The sequence below is a fragment of the Cohnella yongneupensis genome (genome assembly GCF_042655785.1).
Classification (GTDB): Bacteria; Bacillota; Bacilli; order Paenibacillales; family Paenibacillaceae; genus Cohnella; species Cohnella yongneupensis.
This window is the reverse complement of the sequence record NZ_JBHSNC010000027.1, coordinates 18,227-36,817: the sequence shown is the minus strand read 5'-3', so window position 1 is coordinate 36,817 and position 18,591 is coordinate 18,227. Positions and strand designations below refer to the sequence as shown.

Sequence of the window (18,591 nt, the reverse complement as noted above, 5' to 3'; positions counted from 1 at the left end):
TACTCCGGCAGGCTTTCTTGCAACTCCTTATTCGTAAAGAACAGCTTTGATTTCCGCGTTGTCGATGTTGGTTTTGTCATACCAGTAGAAGCCCGTATCAATGTTCTTCTCTACCGTCTCGCCTTTGATTGCCGCTACGGCTGCTTTGACGGTTTCGTAACCGATACCGATCGGGTTTTGGGTAATCGAACCGGCGAGTACGCCTTCACGAATCGCATCCATTTGCGCTTTACCGGAGTCGAATCCGATAGCCGTTATTTTGCCGACCATATTGGCTTCCTTGACGCCGTTAACTACGCCGATCGCCGCTCCTTCGTTAGATCCGAAAATTCCTTTGAGGTCCGGATGCGCCTGGAGGATAGCTTTCGTAATATCCGTCGCCTTCAACGGGTCGCCGCTATACTGAAGATCGACGATTGTAATATCGGGATATTTCGACTCGATTTCCTGTTTAAACCCATCTCTGCGGTCTACGCCCGTGCGGCTCGTTTGGTCGTGGACGATCATAGCGATTTCGCCTTTACCGCCGATTAATTCAGCCATTTTGTCCGCTGCGAGAGCTGCGGCTTTTTTGTTATCCGTCGACGCCGTCGTCACCGGAATGTCGCTGTCCACGCCGGAGTCGAATGCGATAATAGGGATATTGCTGTCTTTGGCTTGCTGAAGGAGCGGAATAGAAGCTTTGCTATCTAGAGCGGCAAACCCGATTGCCGAAGGTTTCTTGCCTAGCGCAACTTGCAGCATTTCTAATTGCTTGTCGACTTGCTCTTCCGTTTCCGGTCCTTCGAACGAAATTTCAGCGCCGAATTCCGCAGCCGCTTTCTCGGCCCCGATTTTAACCGCTTGCCAGAATTGATGCTGGAAGCCTTTGCAAATAATCGGAATGTACAATTTCTCTGTTACTGCAGCTTTCGACGCAAGCGGTGTCGTACTTGCTCCTTGCGACGGGCTACTCGTGTTCTCGTTTGAATTTTTTCCGCACGCGGTAACAGCTATGATGCCCGCCAGCAAAAGCGTGGCTACGGACATACTCTTAAAACTCTTTTTCATGGTAACGCTCCCCTTCAGTGGATTGGTTTAATTTATATAATCTTCGTGAACGAAGACCATACCCTAGTTACGACGCTTTCTTGCGTCTAAGAATGTCCGCGTACACGGCAAGGAAGATGACGAAGCCGACGACCACCGTCTGCCATTCTTGCGGAACGGACATAATTCGGAGTCCGTTTGTCAACACGCTCATGATGAGCGCCCCAATGACCGTCCCGAGTATCGAGCCTTTGCCTCCGCTTAGCGATGTGCCACCGATGACAACGGCCGCTATCGCCTCTAGCTCGTATCCCGCTCCAAGGGCCGGTTGGGCAGAGTTCAGTCGTGAAGCGATCAAAATACCTGCGATTGCGGTAAATAGGCCGGTAATGGTATAGATCACGATTTTCCAATAATTCACGTTGACTCCCGACAGCCTTGTCGCTTCTTCATTGCTTCCGATCGCGAAATTATAACGTCCGATAATAGTCCGGCTTAATATGATGCTGCCTATAATCGCTACGCCGAAGAAGATAACGACGGCGTTCGGAATTTTGAAGCCGGGAATTATTTTATTGAATAAGGAATCTAGCGATATATCCGAGAATCCGAAGCCTTTGTCAGGCGTTGGGAAGTATACCGGCCGCGTTCCCGATATGACGAGCGCCAATCCTTTTGCGATCATCATGACTGCCAGCGTTGCAATAAAAGGCGGAATTTTCATCTTTGCCACCGCTACGCCGGAGACGAAGCCGCATAAGGCTCCGGTCGATAAACCAACGAGTAGCCCCGCCCAGATCGGCCATCCCCAATAGCTAATGCTGACGCCGGTCATCACTGCGGTTAACGTCATTACCGTACCGACCGATAGGTCAATCCCCCCGGTAATGATGACGAAAGTCGACCCGAGCGCCAGTACCCCTACGACCGCCGTCGATAGCAGTACGCCTACTATATTGGTGAATTGAAAGAAGTTATCCGATGCCAGCGAGAACACTAACACCAGAACGATTAAGCTTCCAAAGGCGAGAAGCTGCTGCAATAGTTCGGATTTTATGGAAACAGAGTAACGATTCGATTTCTGCGTTACCAGTGTCTTATTCATCGATATCCCCTCCAATTAAACGGCTTCGAATCTTTGCGTCGCGAGCTGCATGATCTTCTCTTGCGAGACGTTCCCATCGTTTACGAGCTCCCCGGTAATTCGGCCTTCGCACATAACGAGTATGCGATGACTAAGTCTAAGCACTTCCGGAAGCTCCGAGCTGATGACGATAATCGACTTTCCTTCGTGAACTAAACGGTCTAAAAGCTTGTAAATCTCGCTCTTAGCTCCAACATCAATGCCACGCGTCGGTTCGTCGAAAATCAAAATATCGCAGTCCTTGGTCAACCATTTGCCGATAATCACCTTCTGCTGATTTCCGCCCGATAAATTGCGCAATTGTTGATTAATGCTTGGCGTTTTTACTTTCAGGCTATCTACGATTTTGTCGGCTATATGCGCAATGCGAGAGTCCGACATCCAGCCCCATCGCGAAAAGCGTTCATACGATGCAACGGCTACATTAGACTTCACATCCATATCCAGCACGCAACCGTATCTTTTACGATCTTCCGACAAATACCCGAGCCCATGGTCTACTGCGTGATGAGGGCTAGTGATTTTTACTTTGTTGCCATGAATGTAAATCTCGCCTGCGTCGATTTCATCCGCGCCGAATAACGCCCTTGCCACTTCCGTACGTCCCGATCCTACCAAGCCGGCAATGCCTAGTATTTCGCCTTTGCGAAGCTGGAAGCTAACATCCTTGATCGCTCTTCCGCGATTCAATCCTCTAGCTTCCAACACGATCTCCGTATTTTTACGGTGATCCTCGGGGCTAGTGGAATGATAGATTTCCCTGCCGACCATCATAGCTATGATTCGATCGATCGTTGTCTCCGCCGTCATGACAGTGTCGATATAACTGCCATCCCGCATAACCGTGATTCGATCGCTTATCCGTTGTAATTCGGCCATCCTGTGAGAGATGTACACAATTCCTACGCCTCTTGAACGAAGCTTTGCGATTGCGGTAAATAATTCTTCGATTTCCGAATCGCTTAACGCCGCCGTCGGCTCGTCCATGATGAGCACCTGCGAATCGTAAGAAATGGCTTTTACGATTTCGACCATTTGTTGCTTGGCTACGGTTAACTCCGACACCAGCGTCGTAGGCTCTATGTCCAGATTCATCTGCCGCAGAAGAATAGCTGCTTGCTTATTCATCTCTCTATCGTCCAGGAATAGCTTGATCGCTTTCCGTGGTTCACGGCCAATAAAAATATTTTGCGCAACCGTTAGATCCGGAGCCAAGTTCAATTCCTGGTGGATCATGCTAATCCCGAGCTTCTGGGCTGCTTTCGTATCCGGCAATTGAACGGATTTGCCGCCCAGAATAATCTCGCCTGCGTCTTTCTGATAGACTCCCGTCAAAACTTTCATCATCGTTGACTTACCTGCGCCGTTCTCTCCGACAAGCGCGTGAACTTCACCGGGCAGTAGATCGAATCTGCAATTTTTAAGAGCATGCACACCGGAAAAATGCTTCTCGATTCCCTTCATGACGACGATAGGCTCGCGCATCGCCCCACCTCACTCCATCTTCTATTTCTTGTCGTTGAACATAACTTTACTCTCAACTCAATTAACCTTACATGTGATTTACTACTGGAATAGTCGAAAAAACGCCAATAAAAAACAAAAAAACCGGAAGATATTCCGGTTTAAACACAGATATTTGTTTGGATAATCTTACTTATCGTAAAAAGGGAACAAAAGCTTCTGGTATTCTTCCTCGTACATATTTTGTTTGGTAATGACCTCTGAGCCCGTGTCGATTACCTTTGGCACGCTTTTTCCATGAGTAGCATCAACGGCTGCTTTAATGCTCAAATACCCCATCTGGAACGGCTTTTGAACGATGGTAGATCTTATGACGCCTTCTTCCAGCAGCTTTATTACGGGAATCGGGCTGTCAAACCCGATCAATGCAACTTTATTTTTAAGATTCAGCTCCTGAAAGGCTCTCCCTCCTCCAACGCTTGTCATTTCGTTTAAGCAGATGATCCCGTCGACGTCGGGATGCTCATTCATTATTACTTTCATCAGATCGTAGGCGTTCTCTTCAAGACCTTTGGCATAGTAGGTATCCAGTAGATCGATGTTCGGGTCTTTACCTAGTACCGCTCGCACGCCGTCCTCCCGATCGCTCACGGAAGCCGCGGCAAGGACGTATTTAATAATCGCGACTTGAGCCGGTCGGTTTCCAAGCTGCCGCTTCATCTCCGTACCCGCTTTTTCTCCTGCCTTATAGTTATCCGTCGCGATGATACTCTCCGCTATGTCCGCTTTAATACCCGAATCTACAATGAACAGCCGGATTCCGCTTTGTTTCACCTTCTCGGACACGGGTACGAGTCGATCGTAATCGTTCGCGGCTAGTATTATCGCGTCGGGTTTCTCCGCGATCGCTTCCTCAACTAACGCAATTTGCTCGTCAATGTCCGACTCCGATTTGGCGCCTTTAACAATAACGTGCGCGCCGAACTCTTTAGCCGCAATATCGATGCCGTCCTTCATGACTTGCCAGAACTCGATTGAATCGTCGGTCGATTTGATAATGACTCGTATTTCTATTTTCTTATCCTCCGAGATTCGCGTAAGCCAGAAGCCGAGGATAGCAGCAAGCATAACCCCCGCTGCTAGTACCCAGATGAAGCGTCGGAAACTCCACCGCATCGTTATTTCACCTCATTATATTGGGCTACAAAACCTTAGGAAAGCGAATCGTAACGACTGTTCCGACTCCTAGCTCGCTAGTATAGCTAAGTCCATACTGTGTGCCGAAATAAAGCTGAAGCCGCTCGTGTACGTTTCGCACTCCGACTCCGCGACTGCCCGTACGAGTAGTCGAGGGATACAATAAGGAATGGCATTTTTCCTTATCCATACCCTGGCCATTATCCTCTACGATTAGCAAAATATCGGATTCCGTTTCCTCTGATCTGATCATGATCCATCCGGAGCCGCGCTTCTTCTTGATGCCGTGGTAGATCGCGTTCTCGACTATCGGTTGAAGGATTAGCTTAATCGACATGTAGTCTTGAAGGGATTCGCTGATTTCAATCATATAATCCAGCTTGTTACTATAACGCATCTTTTGGATTTTCAAATAATTCGTAATGTGCTCGACTTCCGTGCTAATCTGGACTAGCTCTTCGCCTTTACTGATCGATGAACGAAGCAACTTAGCCAATGCGGATGTCATGACCGTAATTTCCTTAACTTTGTTACTCTCGGCCATCCAAATGATTGAATCAAGCGTGTTGTACAGAAAATGAGGATTTATTTGCGCTTGCAAGGCTTTGATTTCGCTTTTGCGCTTCTGCTCTTGGTCCGAAATAGCCTGCGTCATCAGTTCCTTGATTTTACCGACCATTATATTGAACGTTCGCGCTAGCCTGCCGATCTCAATCGTCCTAGGCACGGGCACGTGAATATCGAAATTACCCTTCTCCACTTCTTTCATATGATGCTCAAGCATCTTGATCGGTTGACTGATTCGTTGGGTCAAAAACACCGATATTATTATCGCGATTACAATGCAAATAATTCCCAAGAGAATAAAGGATGAACGTATTTCATGCTGATTTGCCACCAATTCGCTGACATAAGATACGCCTACGATTTTCCATCCGAAATCCGAATCTTGAATCGAATAGATCCGACTGCTGCTGCCTTCGTCGCTCGTGAACGTGCCGCTTTTGTTGACGAGCACTTTATCGATCATTTCCGATTTGAGGTTGCTATAGATGAGCTGTTGCTGCGGATGATAGACGATTTTTCCGCTGCTGTCGATTATGAACACATATCCTCTATCGCCTAACTTGATATCTTTCAGCATATCGCTCAATACATTGAAATTTAAGTCGACTAAAAACACGCCAAGCTTCTGCGTCCTGTCACGGCTTAATAGCTCGCGGCTGAGCGAAACCACCCATGGATAACGACCTTTAAAGATGGGCTGCACATGCGAAGAGGATACGACGTCCGCCCCATCGGCAGCAATCGCATCCTGATACCACTTCATGCTCTTGATATCGACGAACGGATTAAGCTCAAAATCCTTTCTGCCGGAAATGAATTTATCGTCGCTGCCGAATATATTGATTGATGCAATGTCCGAACGCGAGATGAACATGGCCTCAAGAAAGTCGGCTACAGTCTCCCTTTGTTTTTTCTCTTCTGAGAGACTTTCAAAACTTTTCGTAGATAAATACTGTTGAACGCTGCGATTATTCGCAACGAGACTCGACATGTACTTCATTCCGTTGACATACGATTTAATGTTCTGGTTGACCTGCTTTACCAACTCTAACGTGTAGGCTTGCGCGTTGGTTTTAACGGAATCTCTGGACAAGTAGTATGAAGTCACGCTCATGATAAAGATCGTCATCAGAATAACCAAGACGAACGCAAGCACGATATTCGTCCGAAAGCTTCGAAATCTAGTAAATAGATTCATCCCTATCACGCTTTCTTAGTTGTCATTTTAAGACGATAATCCGTCGGAGTGTCCCCTGCATGCTTTTTAAATGCTCCGCTAAAATAATGAGGATCGCTATATCCGACTTCGTAAGCGATTTCATAGCTTTTCATCGAAGTAAGGTTCAATAGTTCCTTGGCCTTCTCCATCCGTTCATGCGTTACGTATTCAATAAAAGTTTTCCCTTTGTATTGCTTGAATAGCGTGCTGAAGTAGCTTGTACTCATGGAGATATGGTTGCATACCGATTTGATAGACAACTCCGGATCGTTAAAATGGGCTTTGAAAAACGCAATTGACTTTGCAATCTGCAACAAATTAAAATCTTCCCTTAAGCTCTTGATCTTGGATACGGCTTCCGTGCAGAGGTTTTTCATCCACTCCTCCGTATCGTAAAGCGTCGTAAATTTCGAAATTTTTTGTATCAGATTTTCCGCGTTTTGCGGCGATTGCACAAGATCGCTATTCATTTCATAGAGCGTGTGGATCAAAGTAAGCACGATTCTTTGAAGATAAATCTGGCAAACGTCTCCGGGATACAATTGATCGCGAAAGACGGCGAATAACCTGGCAACCCATAGCTCCATCTCTTCTATCGTTCCGGTCTTCAGCTTGGTTATCAGCTCGCTCTCCCATGACATGATCGGGAACGCTTCGCGATGGCCCCGCTGAGCCATATCCGATAGTCGAATAATGGAATTCGACCCGATAACGAAACGATACTCGAGTGCAGATAAAGCGGTTTCATGAGCGATCGAGACGTTGCTGCCAAGCTCGGATGCATCTCCGATTCCGATTGAAACTTTCACGGGAAGGATCGAGGTCACCGCATGATGAATTTCTTCCGCATAGCGCAGCGCTTCCTCTTGCAATTCGACTGGATCAACGCCGGATAACAGCGTTAATACACGGTTGTCCCGATCACGAAAGACGACCGCTCCATCGTACTTGCTTATGATTTCCTGCGTTATATTAAAGACGGCAAACCAAATGAGTTGTTGGTCGGAGGTGGTCACGGTTTGACTCCAGAGAAAGTCGTCCACGACCATGACCAGCTCTATCGCATGAGGACCCTTCCAATTAATCCGGAAATACTGCCAGCCTTCCCGCTTCTCCTTATCCGACATGGGGGACGTTAACATCCGCTCTAGGAAACGTTCTCTTAAGAGCGGCATACTTTCCGTTAGCTGACGCTTCAAATGTTCATAATCTTGCTTCTCTCTTCTAGCCAAGTCGAGCTCGCTTCTCAGCTTGCCTAGCACTCCGCCTAATTCATCGGCCGTAACCGGCTTTAGAATATAGTCGACCGCTTGCATCTTAATGGCTTGTTGCGCATATTCGAAATCGTCGTATCCCGTCAAAATAATAACTTTGATTAAGGGGTACTTCTCCGATAACTCTTTCGTTAACTCTAATCCATCCATAAATGGCATGCCAATGTCGGTCAGCACAACGTCGGGTTTATTCTGCTCGATAAATTCGAGAGCCTCAATGCCGTCCTCGCTGACGCCTATGCAATCGAAACCGTATTCCGCCCAGTTCATCTGGGTTCTGATTGCTTCTCTTACGAGAATTTCGTCATCTACGAACAGCAACTTGTACATGCTCATCCCGCCTTGTCGACTTGATTCGTCTTGAATTTCAGAACGGCATGGGTTAGCCCTTCCGCAGTATCCCCCATCGATCGAGCCATATCTGCTAATTTCTCGGTTTCCATCAATTGTTCCTGCATGCCGGAGCAAGCTTCCTCCGTGACGGCTGCGGTTTCCTGTGCGACAGACACAATGACTTCAATGGCTTTGAATGTTTTTTGTCTGGAGTAAAGCATTCGGTCAGATGATTTGCGAATATTAGAAACGAATTCAAGCACCTGGTTTACTTCCTGATTAATTTGTTCAAAGGTTCTACCGGTTTCTGCTATCGCCACGTTCTGCTCTTGTAGCAGCACAATAGCATGATCGGCTTCCGTAACCGTCGCTCGGGACTTCTCCATGACGCCGGAGATTATACGGTAAATCTCCGTAGAAGCATCTCGAGATTGCTCCGCTAGCCGCTTCACCTCATCGGCTACGACTGCGAACCCCTTGCCTGCCGCACCCGCCCGTGCCGCTTCAATAGCTGCATTGATAGCTAAAATGTTCGTTTTCTTCGCAATTGCGGTTATCGTTTCAATGATTTTGGTGATCGTGCCCAATTGTTCGCTGAGCGATCCGATGTGCTCATTCACATTTCGCGATACCGCATTGGATTTGTCCGTCTTTTCATTCAATGACGCGACGATAAGCTGAGCTCTGCCACAAATCGCTCCAATCCCGGTCATTGCGCTAGATATCGTATTGATGTCCGATCCTATCGTATTAATATTATCAGACAATTCGTTCATATTGGATAGACTTTCCATTGCCTCGCCAGCCTGATGGTTAGCTCCGGAAGCTACTTGTTCAATCGTAGCGACGAAGTGATGCTGATTGTTGCGAAATCTATTCGCATAGGCGGTCGTTTGCTCCGCTTGTCCAAGCATATGATCAGCAGACAGACGAACGCGCCCTATCAATTGGCTGATGGTGCCCATCGTCTCTTTGAAAGAGTTCGAAATGGTTCCCATCTCGTCTTTATTCGGATCGTCTATGCTTATCGTCAAGTTGCCCTCATTAACTTGATTCATCTGTTGTAACAACTGCTTCGTTGGGATAGATATGCCGAGTGAAAGAATATAGGCTATCATGACCGATACCAGCAGGCATATTACCCCGATCAGGATCATTTTCTTTTCCAATGTATTTAATTCCGCATAAATAAACGATTTGGGAATGATCGATACGACCGTCCAGCCACTACTCTCAATGGTAGACTGAGAAATTAGCGAAGCGACGCCGAACGCTTGTCCGAAGTAGGAAGTACTTGTTCCAGCCTCAGTATCCGTCAGTACTCGATTCACTGGATACTTGATTTTGTCTCTACTCGACACGACTTTTCCTTGCTTGTCCACAATTACAATATCCGATGACGTCCCTAAATCGATATTTTCGTATAGATCCAAGAAATGTTTCTCCGTAAGCGTCAACACAATGGTTCCTAGAACATTGCCATTTATGGACGACTTAATTTGTCGGCTAATCGAAATGTAGGCTTTGCCGTTCGTCGTATCGTCGATTAATGCAAAGTGATAATCGTGATTAGCTTGCGTGTCCGCGACAATAGACTTGAGTTGGTCTTTGTTCAATGCATTATATGTACCCAGCGTCGTCGCATCATCTACATATAGGACAATGCTAGACACAAAGTTGAATAATGATAGTTTACGGGATATTTCCTTATTGATTGAATCATTCAACACATAGGCCTTATCGCCAGCTGTCTTCAAATTACCTAAACCGTCTTGAATCCCGTCGCTAGAAGAAATATCCTCAATCGCATACTTCACGTGCTCGATATCCAAGTCTATTTTCGCGCTTATTTGATTGATGATCTGCTTAGAGTATAGTTCGATCTTGTCGTTCATTGCTTGGCTGGATTGGCGATAGCTCACGAAACTGGTCACCAAGATCGATGCGGTAAGCAAGAGAATGAAAAATACGGAAAGGCGCGTTTGTATCGAGGAGAAGCGTACGACTTTACGGTTCGCTATCCTGCTGAAAATCCCGAATAGAAATTTCATTTTCCCCAGCCCCCGACATTTGATATGCGATTTCACCTTAACTTAATAGGCAGTGTTTTACGATGAGGTTTTATCGCATTTTGATGGAAAAAGCTATTTATTGACACAAAAGAGGAGCTGCCTTATAGCAACTCCTCTATCCATTTCGAGGCCGGGTTATGTGCTGTAACCCTGGGGCATATCCTGCCGGGCCCACAACCGATCCTGAACATGGAAGTCCGATTGTGTTGCGGCAAATTCGCTGGGCGTCACACCAACGATACGTTTAAAAGTCCTACTGAACAAATGGATGCTGGAGAAGCCTATATCCTCGGCGATCTCCGTCAAATTGTGCCGGCCCTCTATGATTCGAAACTTCGCTTGTTCAATGCGCACATGCTTCAAATAGTTGTAAAATGTAACTCCCAGCTGGGTCTTGAATAAGTACGACAGATGATTCGCCGTAATGCCGATATGCCCGCTGATGAACCCGATATTTAACTGAGGATCCCGGTATCGGTCATGCATGAAACGAATAGCCCGTTCAAGCATCGGCCACCCTTTCGTCATACTGCCTTTCCTCATATGAGTCGGAGTCTGGTTTTTGAAGAACAAGTAGAGTAACTCCAGACAGGCGGATTTAATCGCCAATATACCGCCGGAAGAAGGGTGCTCGAGTTCCTTCTCCATGACGGTGAACTTTCTTTTCAACTCGACCCGGTCCGGAAGAGGCAGATGTGAGATCGGATGTATGGAGGCTAATTGCATTTCCCTGTTATCCGTCTGCCATGACTTTCCCCCGGCATTCGATTCGCTATCTCTATCAAGAATACTCCTGCGCTCGTCGTAGTACAGATCCAGATGAACGATATATTGTACTAAAGGAACCGTCGAAGCGGACTTGATAATATGAGGCATTAACGGGTGCATGAGTAATACATCGCCTTCCTGCACATCGTATTTTACCCCGTTCAAGATAAATTCCGCTTTACCCTGATCGATATAGGTATAGACATGATCCCCATCTATCCATTCGCCCGAAAGCGACGATGACTTCATTCGTCTGGCACCTCTAACATAAGGCGAAATGCCGTTCATCCACCCCTCATTCAACCTCCCATTCTCCCTCCTTCGATACTGTCTTTAAACATCCATGGCGGAGGAGCAAGCGACGCTAAAGCTCTTCGAAGAGCTTGTCGAAGCACGCCTTCGAATGGGAGAATAGATCCATCAAGCTCTCGTTCCGCGCTGGCGCTAGCACTTCTTGAGCTACTACGCCGGTGTATCCGATTTTTTGTAGGCTTGTGAGGAACCCGGTTAAATCGATGGCGCCCTCTCCCGGGTAAAGCCTGTCGGAATCCATTAAGTCTTCAATCGGCAACGGCTTCGCGTCGTTGATGTGAACATACGTGATCTGATCCGGCCTTAACGCGAGCAGTTCTTGGGTCGACAGTCCGTTCGTATGCCAATGATAGGAATCCAGCAATAGACCGATATTTCGCGCTTGAATCGCTTCCATCCACTCAAGCGTATCCTGCATGGTCCATATTGTCGGATTGGCCCAATGGGTGCGCAGGTGGTGCGGTCCCACAAACTCAAGCCCCAGATTAATTCCATAAGCCCCTAGAATATTTGCGCATAACCGGAGCCGTCTTGTCGCGGCAATCATGAATGGCGCAGCCGGCAAATCTGTTGCGGGTAAAATATACGTACAACAGGACGCACAACCTAATGCCGCTGCCGCCTCAGCCTGCTGCACAAGTCTCGGGAGCCCCGCCCTGAACAGATCCTCCGAACCGCGCCAGTCCGCTTCCAACCCGAACGAGCCGATGATCACATTATGGCGGGCTAATAAATCTGCAGCTTCTACTTGCCCGTATTGTTCGATTAGTTCGAGCGGATTCAAATCCACCGAACGAAAACCGAATCGGTCCGCAAGTCGGATATACTCCTCATTAGATCCAATCTCGCCCAAACCGGCTTTGGTGACTCCTCTAATCATCTTGTTTCTCCTTCCGCGGACCAATCGAACAAAACGCCGTTGTATCGGTCTTTGTTGATCCGCAGCCCTTCGTAAGCTTCAGCAGCCTGCTCGGGTTTGATGACATGGCTGATCAACGGTTCGATTTGCAGCTTTTGTCGCTGCATCAGTTCGAATACGATAAGTGAATTCCTCACCAGCGAATGTTTGACGAAGCGGTCGGGCTCAACGGGGTAACGCCATTCATGGGCTCCCTTAAAAGTTATGGAACCACGGTTTTCCAAGTGGCAATAGTTAAGCACGTCCGTGACATCGGTTTGATAGACTCCCCGCGGGCTTCCGAGCAGAATCATCTCTCCCTGACTTCCTATATACTCGAGGCTGTCCACTCCGACCCGGGGGATACCGGTCGCCTCAATGTGGCTGGATACCCCTCTGCCGTCCGTAATCTTCATGATTTTCTCTTTTACGCTATCGTCAGCTTCCAAGGTATACTCCACGAAGCATTGTCTTGCAGTGCGCAGTCGGTCCTTAGAGAGGTCCACTCCAATCACTGTCGCGCCCTGTAGCCGGGCCAGCTGAGCAGCTAGATTGCCTACCAGCCCAAGACCGGTGACACTGACCTTGTCGCCTAGTTCAATATTTGATACCCGCAGCGAGGTAAAAGCTACCGTAGCCATCCGTGTAAATGGCACCCACCTTAGCTCCAGACCAGCCGGCACTTTCAATACCACGTCACGGACTTCCAATGTCTGATACTCACAGTGACTGCCGTAATGGAAGATTACATCTCCCGGCTCGATGTCCTTGACCCCTTTTCCAGCCTCAATCACCCGGCTCACGCTGGCGTACCCCGGGCACAACGGTAGCTGTGCCCATGATTCCGTTCCCGCCAACATTGCTTGCTCCGTTCCTGGACTGATTAGCGAATAGATCAATTTGACGAATATTTCATTCTCGCCTAGAGGCCTCGACACATATTCCTCTTCGATCGTCTGTACCTGCAGAGGACTCATAAACATCACTTTTCTGTTCTTCACGGCAGCCTCGCACACTCCTCGTTCTATTCTTCACCTCCATATAATCGTTTTTTATGGAAAATGTCTTTGGCTAGGAAGAGTATTAATTGTCTAAAATTACGAACAGACAAAGGAAGCTCGTGATGTAAGCAATAATCTGTTTTTATAAACCACTGCTGCTACGCACGATGAGTTTGGAAGGCACTACCACCTGAACCGGAATGTCTCTTCCCTTTATCCGATCGATCAGTAGCCTTACCGCCATCCTCCCCATAATTTCAGGTTGAATACGAATCGTTGTCAGAGGTGGACTCAAATACTCGGCAATGTCGATGTCGTTGAAACCAACGATGGCCACGTCCTCCGGCACGCGCAGACCCGCTTCCTTCAGCGCATGCATCGCCCCAATCGCCAGCGTATCGTTGGCAACGAAGAACGCCGTCGGCAGATCGCCTTTCCGAATCGCCTCGTTCATCAGACGATCGCCCTCATGACTCCACCAACCTCCAATGAAAATATGCTCGGGATTTAACAACTCCCGATCTTTCATATAGCGCTCATAGTGGTAGTGTCTCTGATCTTTACCATAGGTACGGTTGCCTCCGATAAAGCCGATCTTCGTATGCCCTAGCTCGAACAAATGATCCAACGCGAGTTTCGTTACCCGCTCAAAGTCAATGACGACCGAATCAAAGCTCTCAACATCCGGCGCACAATCAATAAATACAACATTTTTAAGTTGTTTGACCTTCTGGAGATTAATCTCGAGAGGCCTGTCGATAAAAATCACGCTGTCTACATCGCCGAAGTCCATGTCCAGCGTTTCATCCAGTGACAATCTGAATATTTCGGCCGTCCTGTTGCCAGATGCCGCGCATTCCTTCTCAATCCCTTGCCTGATCGCGTGAAAGTAATGATCGACCTTCTCTTGGTCCTCCGTCAGAAACATCACGGTGCCGATCCTAACCTTCGACAGTTCGGTATGTTCTACACTCTCCCTATTGCTCGACGCTTTGCGACTTCGCGGCGTCTGATAGTTGAGTTCCTCGGCAATCGCAAGAATACGTTGTTTCGTTTCATCGGATACGGACAATGTGTTGTCCTTATTTAGCACCCGGGAGACGGTCACGCTCGACACATTTGCCAGCTTTGCAATATCGCGAATGGTTGCCATTCTTTCACCCTATCCGAAATGTAGAATAACCCTAATTCTAAATGATTTCATCGAGGTTAACAATTTAGAACTTTTCAGTGAAAAGATCACGTTCGCGCAACTCATGATATGTATTGTGTGTGATAAAAGGTCGACCCTCTCCGAAAATTCAGTAAAAATACACTTATTTTCATAAAGCGTAAACACGCAGAACGGCAACTATCACATGATGAATTCATTGTAACCCGACTAAAACTAAAAAAACATTTCGTTTTTTCGTTATATGCTTTATATTTATTAAGTGAATATTCACTAAAAGAAAGAGGCGAAGTACAATGGCAATTATTTACGAAAAAGAAACATCGCGATGGCTCCTCCAAGGGACAAACTTATCGTATGGCCTAGGCGTTCATGAGAACGGCACTTTACAGCATCTTTACTACGGATCAAAGCTTCCTTATATTACAGACCTGCTTGCTTCCGATAAAGCAACCATCCGCCATTCCTCCTTCGAGCCATCCGGCGGCATTCTCCAGCAGGAGTTCCCTGCATGGGGCGGGATGTACTATTATGAGCCTTGTCTGAAGGCAACCTTCCCCGATCAGGTACGGGATACTAAGCTCGTGTACAAGGAACATCGGATGATCGAAAGTGACGAGCGCGAAGAGCTAATCATCACGCTGAAGGATACCGCCTATCCGTTGCTCGTGCATCTGCATTACAATTTCTATCCAGAGCATGACATTATCGAGCGGTTTGCCGTTATCGAGAATACCGGCAAGCAACCGATTACGTTGGAGCAATCCCTATCGGCTTCATGGCACATGCCAAGAAGCGACCGTTATAGATTGACTCATCTAGCAGGCAAATGGATCGAAGAGACCCAAGTTTATCAAGACGAGATTACCCCGGGGAAGAAAACGCTGGAGAGCAGACGGGGAAATACAGGCTGCCAGGCTAACCCGTGGTTTGCCATTGACCGAGGAACCGCGACAGAGGATCACGGCGAGGTGTGGTTCGGAGCGCTCGCATGGAGCGGCAACTGGAAAATGACGGTTGAATATAACCCGTTCAAGCTGCTGCAGGTGAGCGGCGGGGTTCATGATTTCGATTTCTCCTGGCAACTGGGTGGCGGAACGAAGTTCCAGACACCTTCTTTTGTAGGGGGGTATACGAGCGAAGGATTCGGCCAAGCAAGTCGTAATTTCCATCGTTACCAACGTGAGCATGTGCTGCCTAAACCTTTCTCCGAGGGATTGCGCCCTGTCTTGTACAATTCATGGGAAGCGACCTACTTTGATGTCAACGAGGAAGGACAAACGAAGTTAGCCGAGAAAGCGGCAGCGATGGGTGTTGAGCTATTCGTCATTGACGACGGCTGGTTCGGCGAACGCAACCATGACCGCGCCGGGCTCGGAGATTGGACAGTCAACTCGAAGAAGTTCCCGAACGGGCTGAAGCCGCTCATCTCCAAGGTGGAAGAGCTTGGTATGAAATTCGGAATCTGGGTAGAGCCGGAAATGGTCAATCCGGACAGCCATTTGTACAGAACCCATCCGGATTGGGTTTACCATTTCCCTACCCGCCCTCGTACCGAGAGCAGAAATCAGTTGGTGCTCAATGTTGCCAGACAGGATGTGCAGTCCTTTATTATCGAGAAAATGGATTATATACTGAGCGAGAACAATATCGCGTTTGTCAAATGGGATATGAACCGTTCTCTCAGCGAAGTCGGCTGGCCGGAAGCGCCGCAGGAGATGCACAAGGAAGTATGGGTGCGTCACGTGCAGGGATTGTATAACATTTTCGCTACTCTGCGCGCCAAACATCCAGGCGTCGCCTTTGAAGCATGCTCCGGCGGCGGCGCGCGAATCGATCTGGGCATTATGCGGTTAACCGACCAAGTCTGGACAAGCGACAATACCGATCCTTATGAGCGTCTCTTCATCCAAGAGGGCTATTCGCTTGCTTATTCCTCTCAAGCAATGATGTGCTGGGTAGCCGACGCAGGCAAATGGGTGAAAAACCGTCAGGCTTCCGTCGCATACCGATTCCATTCCTCCATGATGGGTTCGCTAGGCATTGGGGGCAACCTCCTACACTGGACTGAGGAAGAGCTCAAGGAGTCGCGTAAATGGGTAGAGGAATATAAAACGATACGCCACATCGTTCAGAAAGGGAACCAATATCGCTTGCTCTCGCCAAGAGCGGGCAATACGACCGCTGTGCAGTACGTAACAGCCGATCAGCGCGAATCCGTGCTTTTCGTACTGATGCACCCTCAGAAATTTCAGAACCCCTCCCCGCGCATTTACATGCGCGGTCTGAAGAGCGATGCACTGTACCATGTAAGCGACTTCGAGAAGCCGTTGAGCGGCAGCGCATTGATGAACCGAGGAATCGATCTTGATCTATGGTCCGATATGGCAAGCAAAATGGTGAAAATAACGGAAATCCCCGTTTAACTACGAACAAATCAGAAGAAGGGGCGTCCCGAAGTCAGCTACGACTTCGGGACACCCCTTCTTCTCGATAATCTCAACCGGAAGCAGGTTATATGAATCCAAGCATCTGCAAGTTACGATAACTGATGGCGATACTTTCGAGAGCATCCCTTCGGCACGAATCTTGTTCGACAATAAACCACTTTGTTCCTGCCTTCTCGGCTGCGTGAGCAATTGCATTAAAATCCAAAATCCCTTCGCCGATCTCGGCAAAGAATTGTTCCTCGCCCGCTTCTACGTCCTTGATATGCAATAGCGGACAACGATCAAAAAATCCACCGAGGTATCCAGCTGGATCTTGGCCGCCACGTTTTACCCAATAGGTATCCAACTCGAACTTAACGAATGACGGATCCGTTTCTTGGCGTAAGAGATCCAACGCATAAACGCCGTCAAACTTGTTAAACTCCCAGTCATGATTATGATATAACAACTGTACGCCTCGTTGGTTCAAACGCGCTCCGATCTTATTAAGTTTTGCAGCCTTGATTAACAGATCTTCTTTCGATTCGAATCCAAGAGAGAGAGCTACATATTTCTCCGCGTTCACTTCCTCCAAATAATCGACGATTTCGTCAGGGTTGGACTCAAGCTCATTTAAACCCGAATGAAATCCAATCACTTTTAAACCAAGTTGATCCAGCAACGACTTTTGTTCAGCTATAGTCATTCCTTTAGGCGGCGGTCCTAGTTCAATCCCTCGATAACCGATTTCCGCTATCTTTGTTAACGTTCCTTTGTAGTCCTTACTAAGATGATCTCTAACTGTATACGGCTGTATTGCAACAGGAATTTTGGACATCTATCGATAACCCCTTTTATAGTTGGATTCTCCCCTTCGTTACTAACTATCATATTTGAATAAGATCCAAAGATCTTTATTTCAGAATACGATTTTTATATCGAAACAATGATTTAACCCATATGATGTAGCAATAGCAATCTGAGGAGGCGCCTGCCTATGGATTTCGAGAATGCGTTGCGCTCGAACATTATCGATGCGGCCAAGAGCATGAGTAAGGGAGGAACGCGGTTCGCGACGTTCCGCAAGTCATTCTGCAACCCGAAGTTATGGATACTGACGAACAAAGGGGGCTTTCTGCTTCGGGATGAAGTATCTCCTGCGAGAGGCGTCAACGACATCTTCTCGAATGGAGAGAAGTACGGCTTCGAATGCGCCGTAGCCATCGTGATCGTATTCTACAAAGGCGTATTGGACACGATCGGCGCGGATAAATTTAATGAACTGTTCTCGAACCTGCTCCTATTCAGCTGGGATGCCGACAGCGATCTAGGGATCACCACCGCGCGTGTCGGCGCCCGTTATGCAAAACCCGGGGACTGTCTCTACTTCAAAAACCCCGACGTCAATCCCGAGAAGACGGAATGGCAAGGCGAGAACGTTATCCTGTTAGAAGAAGGTCGATATTACGGCCATGGTCTCGGCATACGAGACGCGGACGGCATGATAGCCGCGCTGAACAAGAATCGTAAGAAGGATGCGACCGAATCAGCCTATCTGGACGACATCGTCTCCTATCCGGATTACGATACACTCGCTCAGTATGCGCCATCAAATCTCAGTCGTTACAGGGCGGACTCCCGCTTCCCCGAGAGTCTCATAACCATCCGCTCGAGAATCGGCAAGCGGCGTACGATCAGCGTGTAGACTCAACC

General features: G+C 47.9%; 14 protein-coding genes. 2 read left to right on the top strand and 12 right to left on the bottom strand.

The window, feature by feature from the left end:
* Positions 1–27: 27 nt before the first annotated feature.
* The 11 genes from ACFPQ4_RS09240 to ACFPQ4_RS09190 all read right to left on the bottom strand — a co-directional run bounded on the left by ACFPQ4_RS09240 (position 28) and on the right by ACFPQ4_RS09190 (position 14,431).
* Positions 28–1,050, bottom strand: coding sequence for an ABC transporter substrate-binding protein (locus ACFPQ4_RS09240; protein WP_378111527.1), 1,023 nt, complete (start codon positions 1,048–1,050; stop codon positions 28–30).
* Positions 1,051–1,117: 67 nt separating this feature from the next.
* Positions 1,118–2,140 carry an ABC transporter permease gene (locus ACFPQ4_RS09235; RefSeq protein ID WP_378111687.1) on the bottom strand — a complete coding sequence of 341 codons (1,023 nt, stop codon included), beginning with the start codon at positions 2,138–2,140 and terminating at the stop codon, positions 1,118–1,120.
* 9 nt (positions 2,141–2,149) lie between these two features.
* Positions 2,150–3,658, bottom strand: coding sequence for a sugar ABC transporter ATP-binding protein (locus tag ACFPQ4_RS09230; protein WP_378111526.1), 1,509 nt, complete (start codon positions 3,656–3,658; stop codon positions 2,150–2,152).
* 168 nt (positions 3,659–3,826) lie between these two features.
* Positions 3,827–4,813 carry a substrate-binding domain-containing protein gene (locus tag ACFPQ4_RS09225; protein WP_378111525.1) on the bottom strand — a complete coding sequence of 329 codons (987 nt, stop codon included), beginning with the start codon at positions 4,811–4,813 and terminating at the stop codon, positions 3,827–3,829.
* A 25-nt stretch (positions 4,814–4,838) separates the two neighbouring features.
* Positions 4,839–6,599, bottom strand: a complete 1,761-nt coding sequence (locus ACFPQ4_RS09220; protein WP_378111524.1) for a cache domain-containing sensor histidine kinase — start codon at positions 6,597–6,599, stop codon at positions 4,839–4,841.
* Between the two features lie 5 nt (positions 6,600–6,604).
* Positions 6,605–8,224 carry a response regulator transcription factor gene (locus ACFPQ4_RS09215; RefSeq protein ID WP_378111523.1) on the bottom strand — a complete coding sequence of 540 codons (1,620 nt, stop codon included), beginning with the start codon at positions 8,222–8,224 and terminating at the stop codon, positions 6,605–6,607.
* 2 nt (positions 8,225–8,226) lie between these two features.
* Positions 8,227–10,278, bottom strand: coding sequence for a methyl-accepting chemotaxis protein (locus ACFPQ4_RS09210; protein ID WP_378111522.1), 2,052 nt, complete (start codon positions 10,276–10,278; stop codon positions 8,227–8,229).
* 156 nt (positions 10,279–10,434) lie between these two features.
* On the bottom strand, positions 10,435–11,370 hold the full coding sequence (locus ACFPQ4_RS09205; protein ID WP_378111521.1) for an AraC family transcriptional regulator: 936 nt from the start codon (positions 11,368–11,370) through the stop codon (positions 10,435–10,437).
* A gap of 61 nt (positions 11,371–11,431) precedes the next feature.
* On the bottom strand, positions 11,432–12,259 hold the full coding sequence (locus ACFPQ4_RS09200) for a sugar phosphate isomerase/epimerase family protein (RefSeq protein WP_378111520.1): 828 nt from the start codon (positions 12,257–12,259) through the stop codon (positions 11,432–11,434).
* Positions 12,256–13,278: a zinc-dependent alcohol dehydrogenase gene (locus tag ACFPQ4_RS09195; RefSeq protein WP_378111519.1), complete on the bottom strand. Its 1,023-nt coding sequence runs from the start codon at positions 13,276–13,278 to the stop codon at positions 12,256–12,258. The genes ACFPQ4_RS09200 and ACFPQ4_RS09195 overlap by 4 nt, the downstream gene beginning before the upstream one ends.
* Positions 13,279–13,420: 142 nt before the next feature.
* On the bottom strand, positions 13,421–14,431 hold the full coding sequence (locus ACFPQ4_RS09190; protein ID WP_378111518.1) for a LacI family DNA-binding transcriptional regulator: 1,011 nt from the start codon (positions 14,429–14,431) through the stop codon (positions 13,421–13,423).
* A 314-nt stretch (positions 14,432–14,745) separates the two neighbouring features.
* Here ACFPQ4_RS09190 and ACFPQ4_RS09185 point away from each other — a divergent pair, with 314 nt between their 5' ends.
* Positions 14,746–16,875, top strand: coding sequence for an alpha-galactosidase (locus tag ACFPQ4_RS09185; RefSeq protein WP_378111517.1), 2,130 nt, complete (start codon positions 14,746–14,748; stop codon positions 16,873–16,875).
* An 88-nt stretch (positions 16,876–16,963) separates the two neighbouring features.
* Here the strand turns inward: ACFPQ4_RS09185 and ACFPQ4_RS09180 are convergent, their stop codons facing one another.
* Entirely contained in the window at positions 16,964–17,716 is a 753-nt protein-coding gene (locus tag ACFPQ4_RS09180) for a sugar phosphate isomerase/epimerase family protein (protein WP_378111516.1), read from the bottom strand.
* A 159-nt stretch (positions 17,717–17,875) separates the two neighbouring features.
* On the opposite strand from ACFPQ4_RS09180, the gene ACFPQ4_RS09175 reads away from it, so the two are divergent.
* Positions 17,876–18,583, top strand: a complete 708-nt coding sequence (locus ACFPQ4_RS09175) for a protein-glutamine gamma-glutamyltransferase (protein WP_378111515.1) — start codon at positions 17,876–17,878, stop codon at positions 18,581–18,583.
* Positions 18,584–18,591 lie beyond the last annotated feature (8 nt).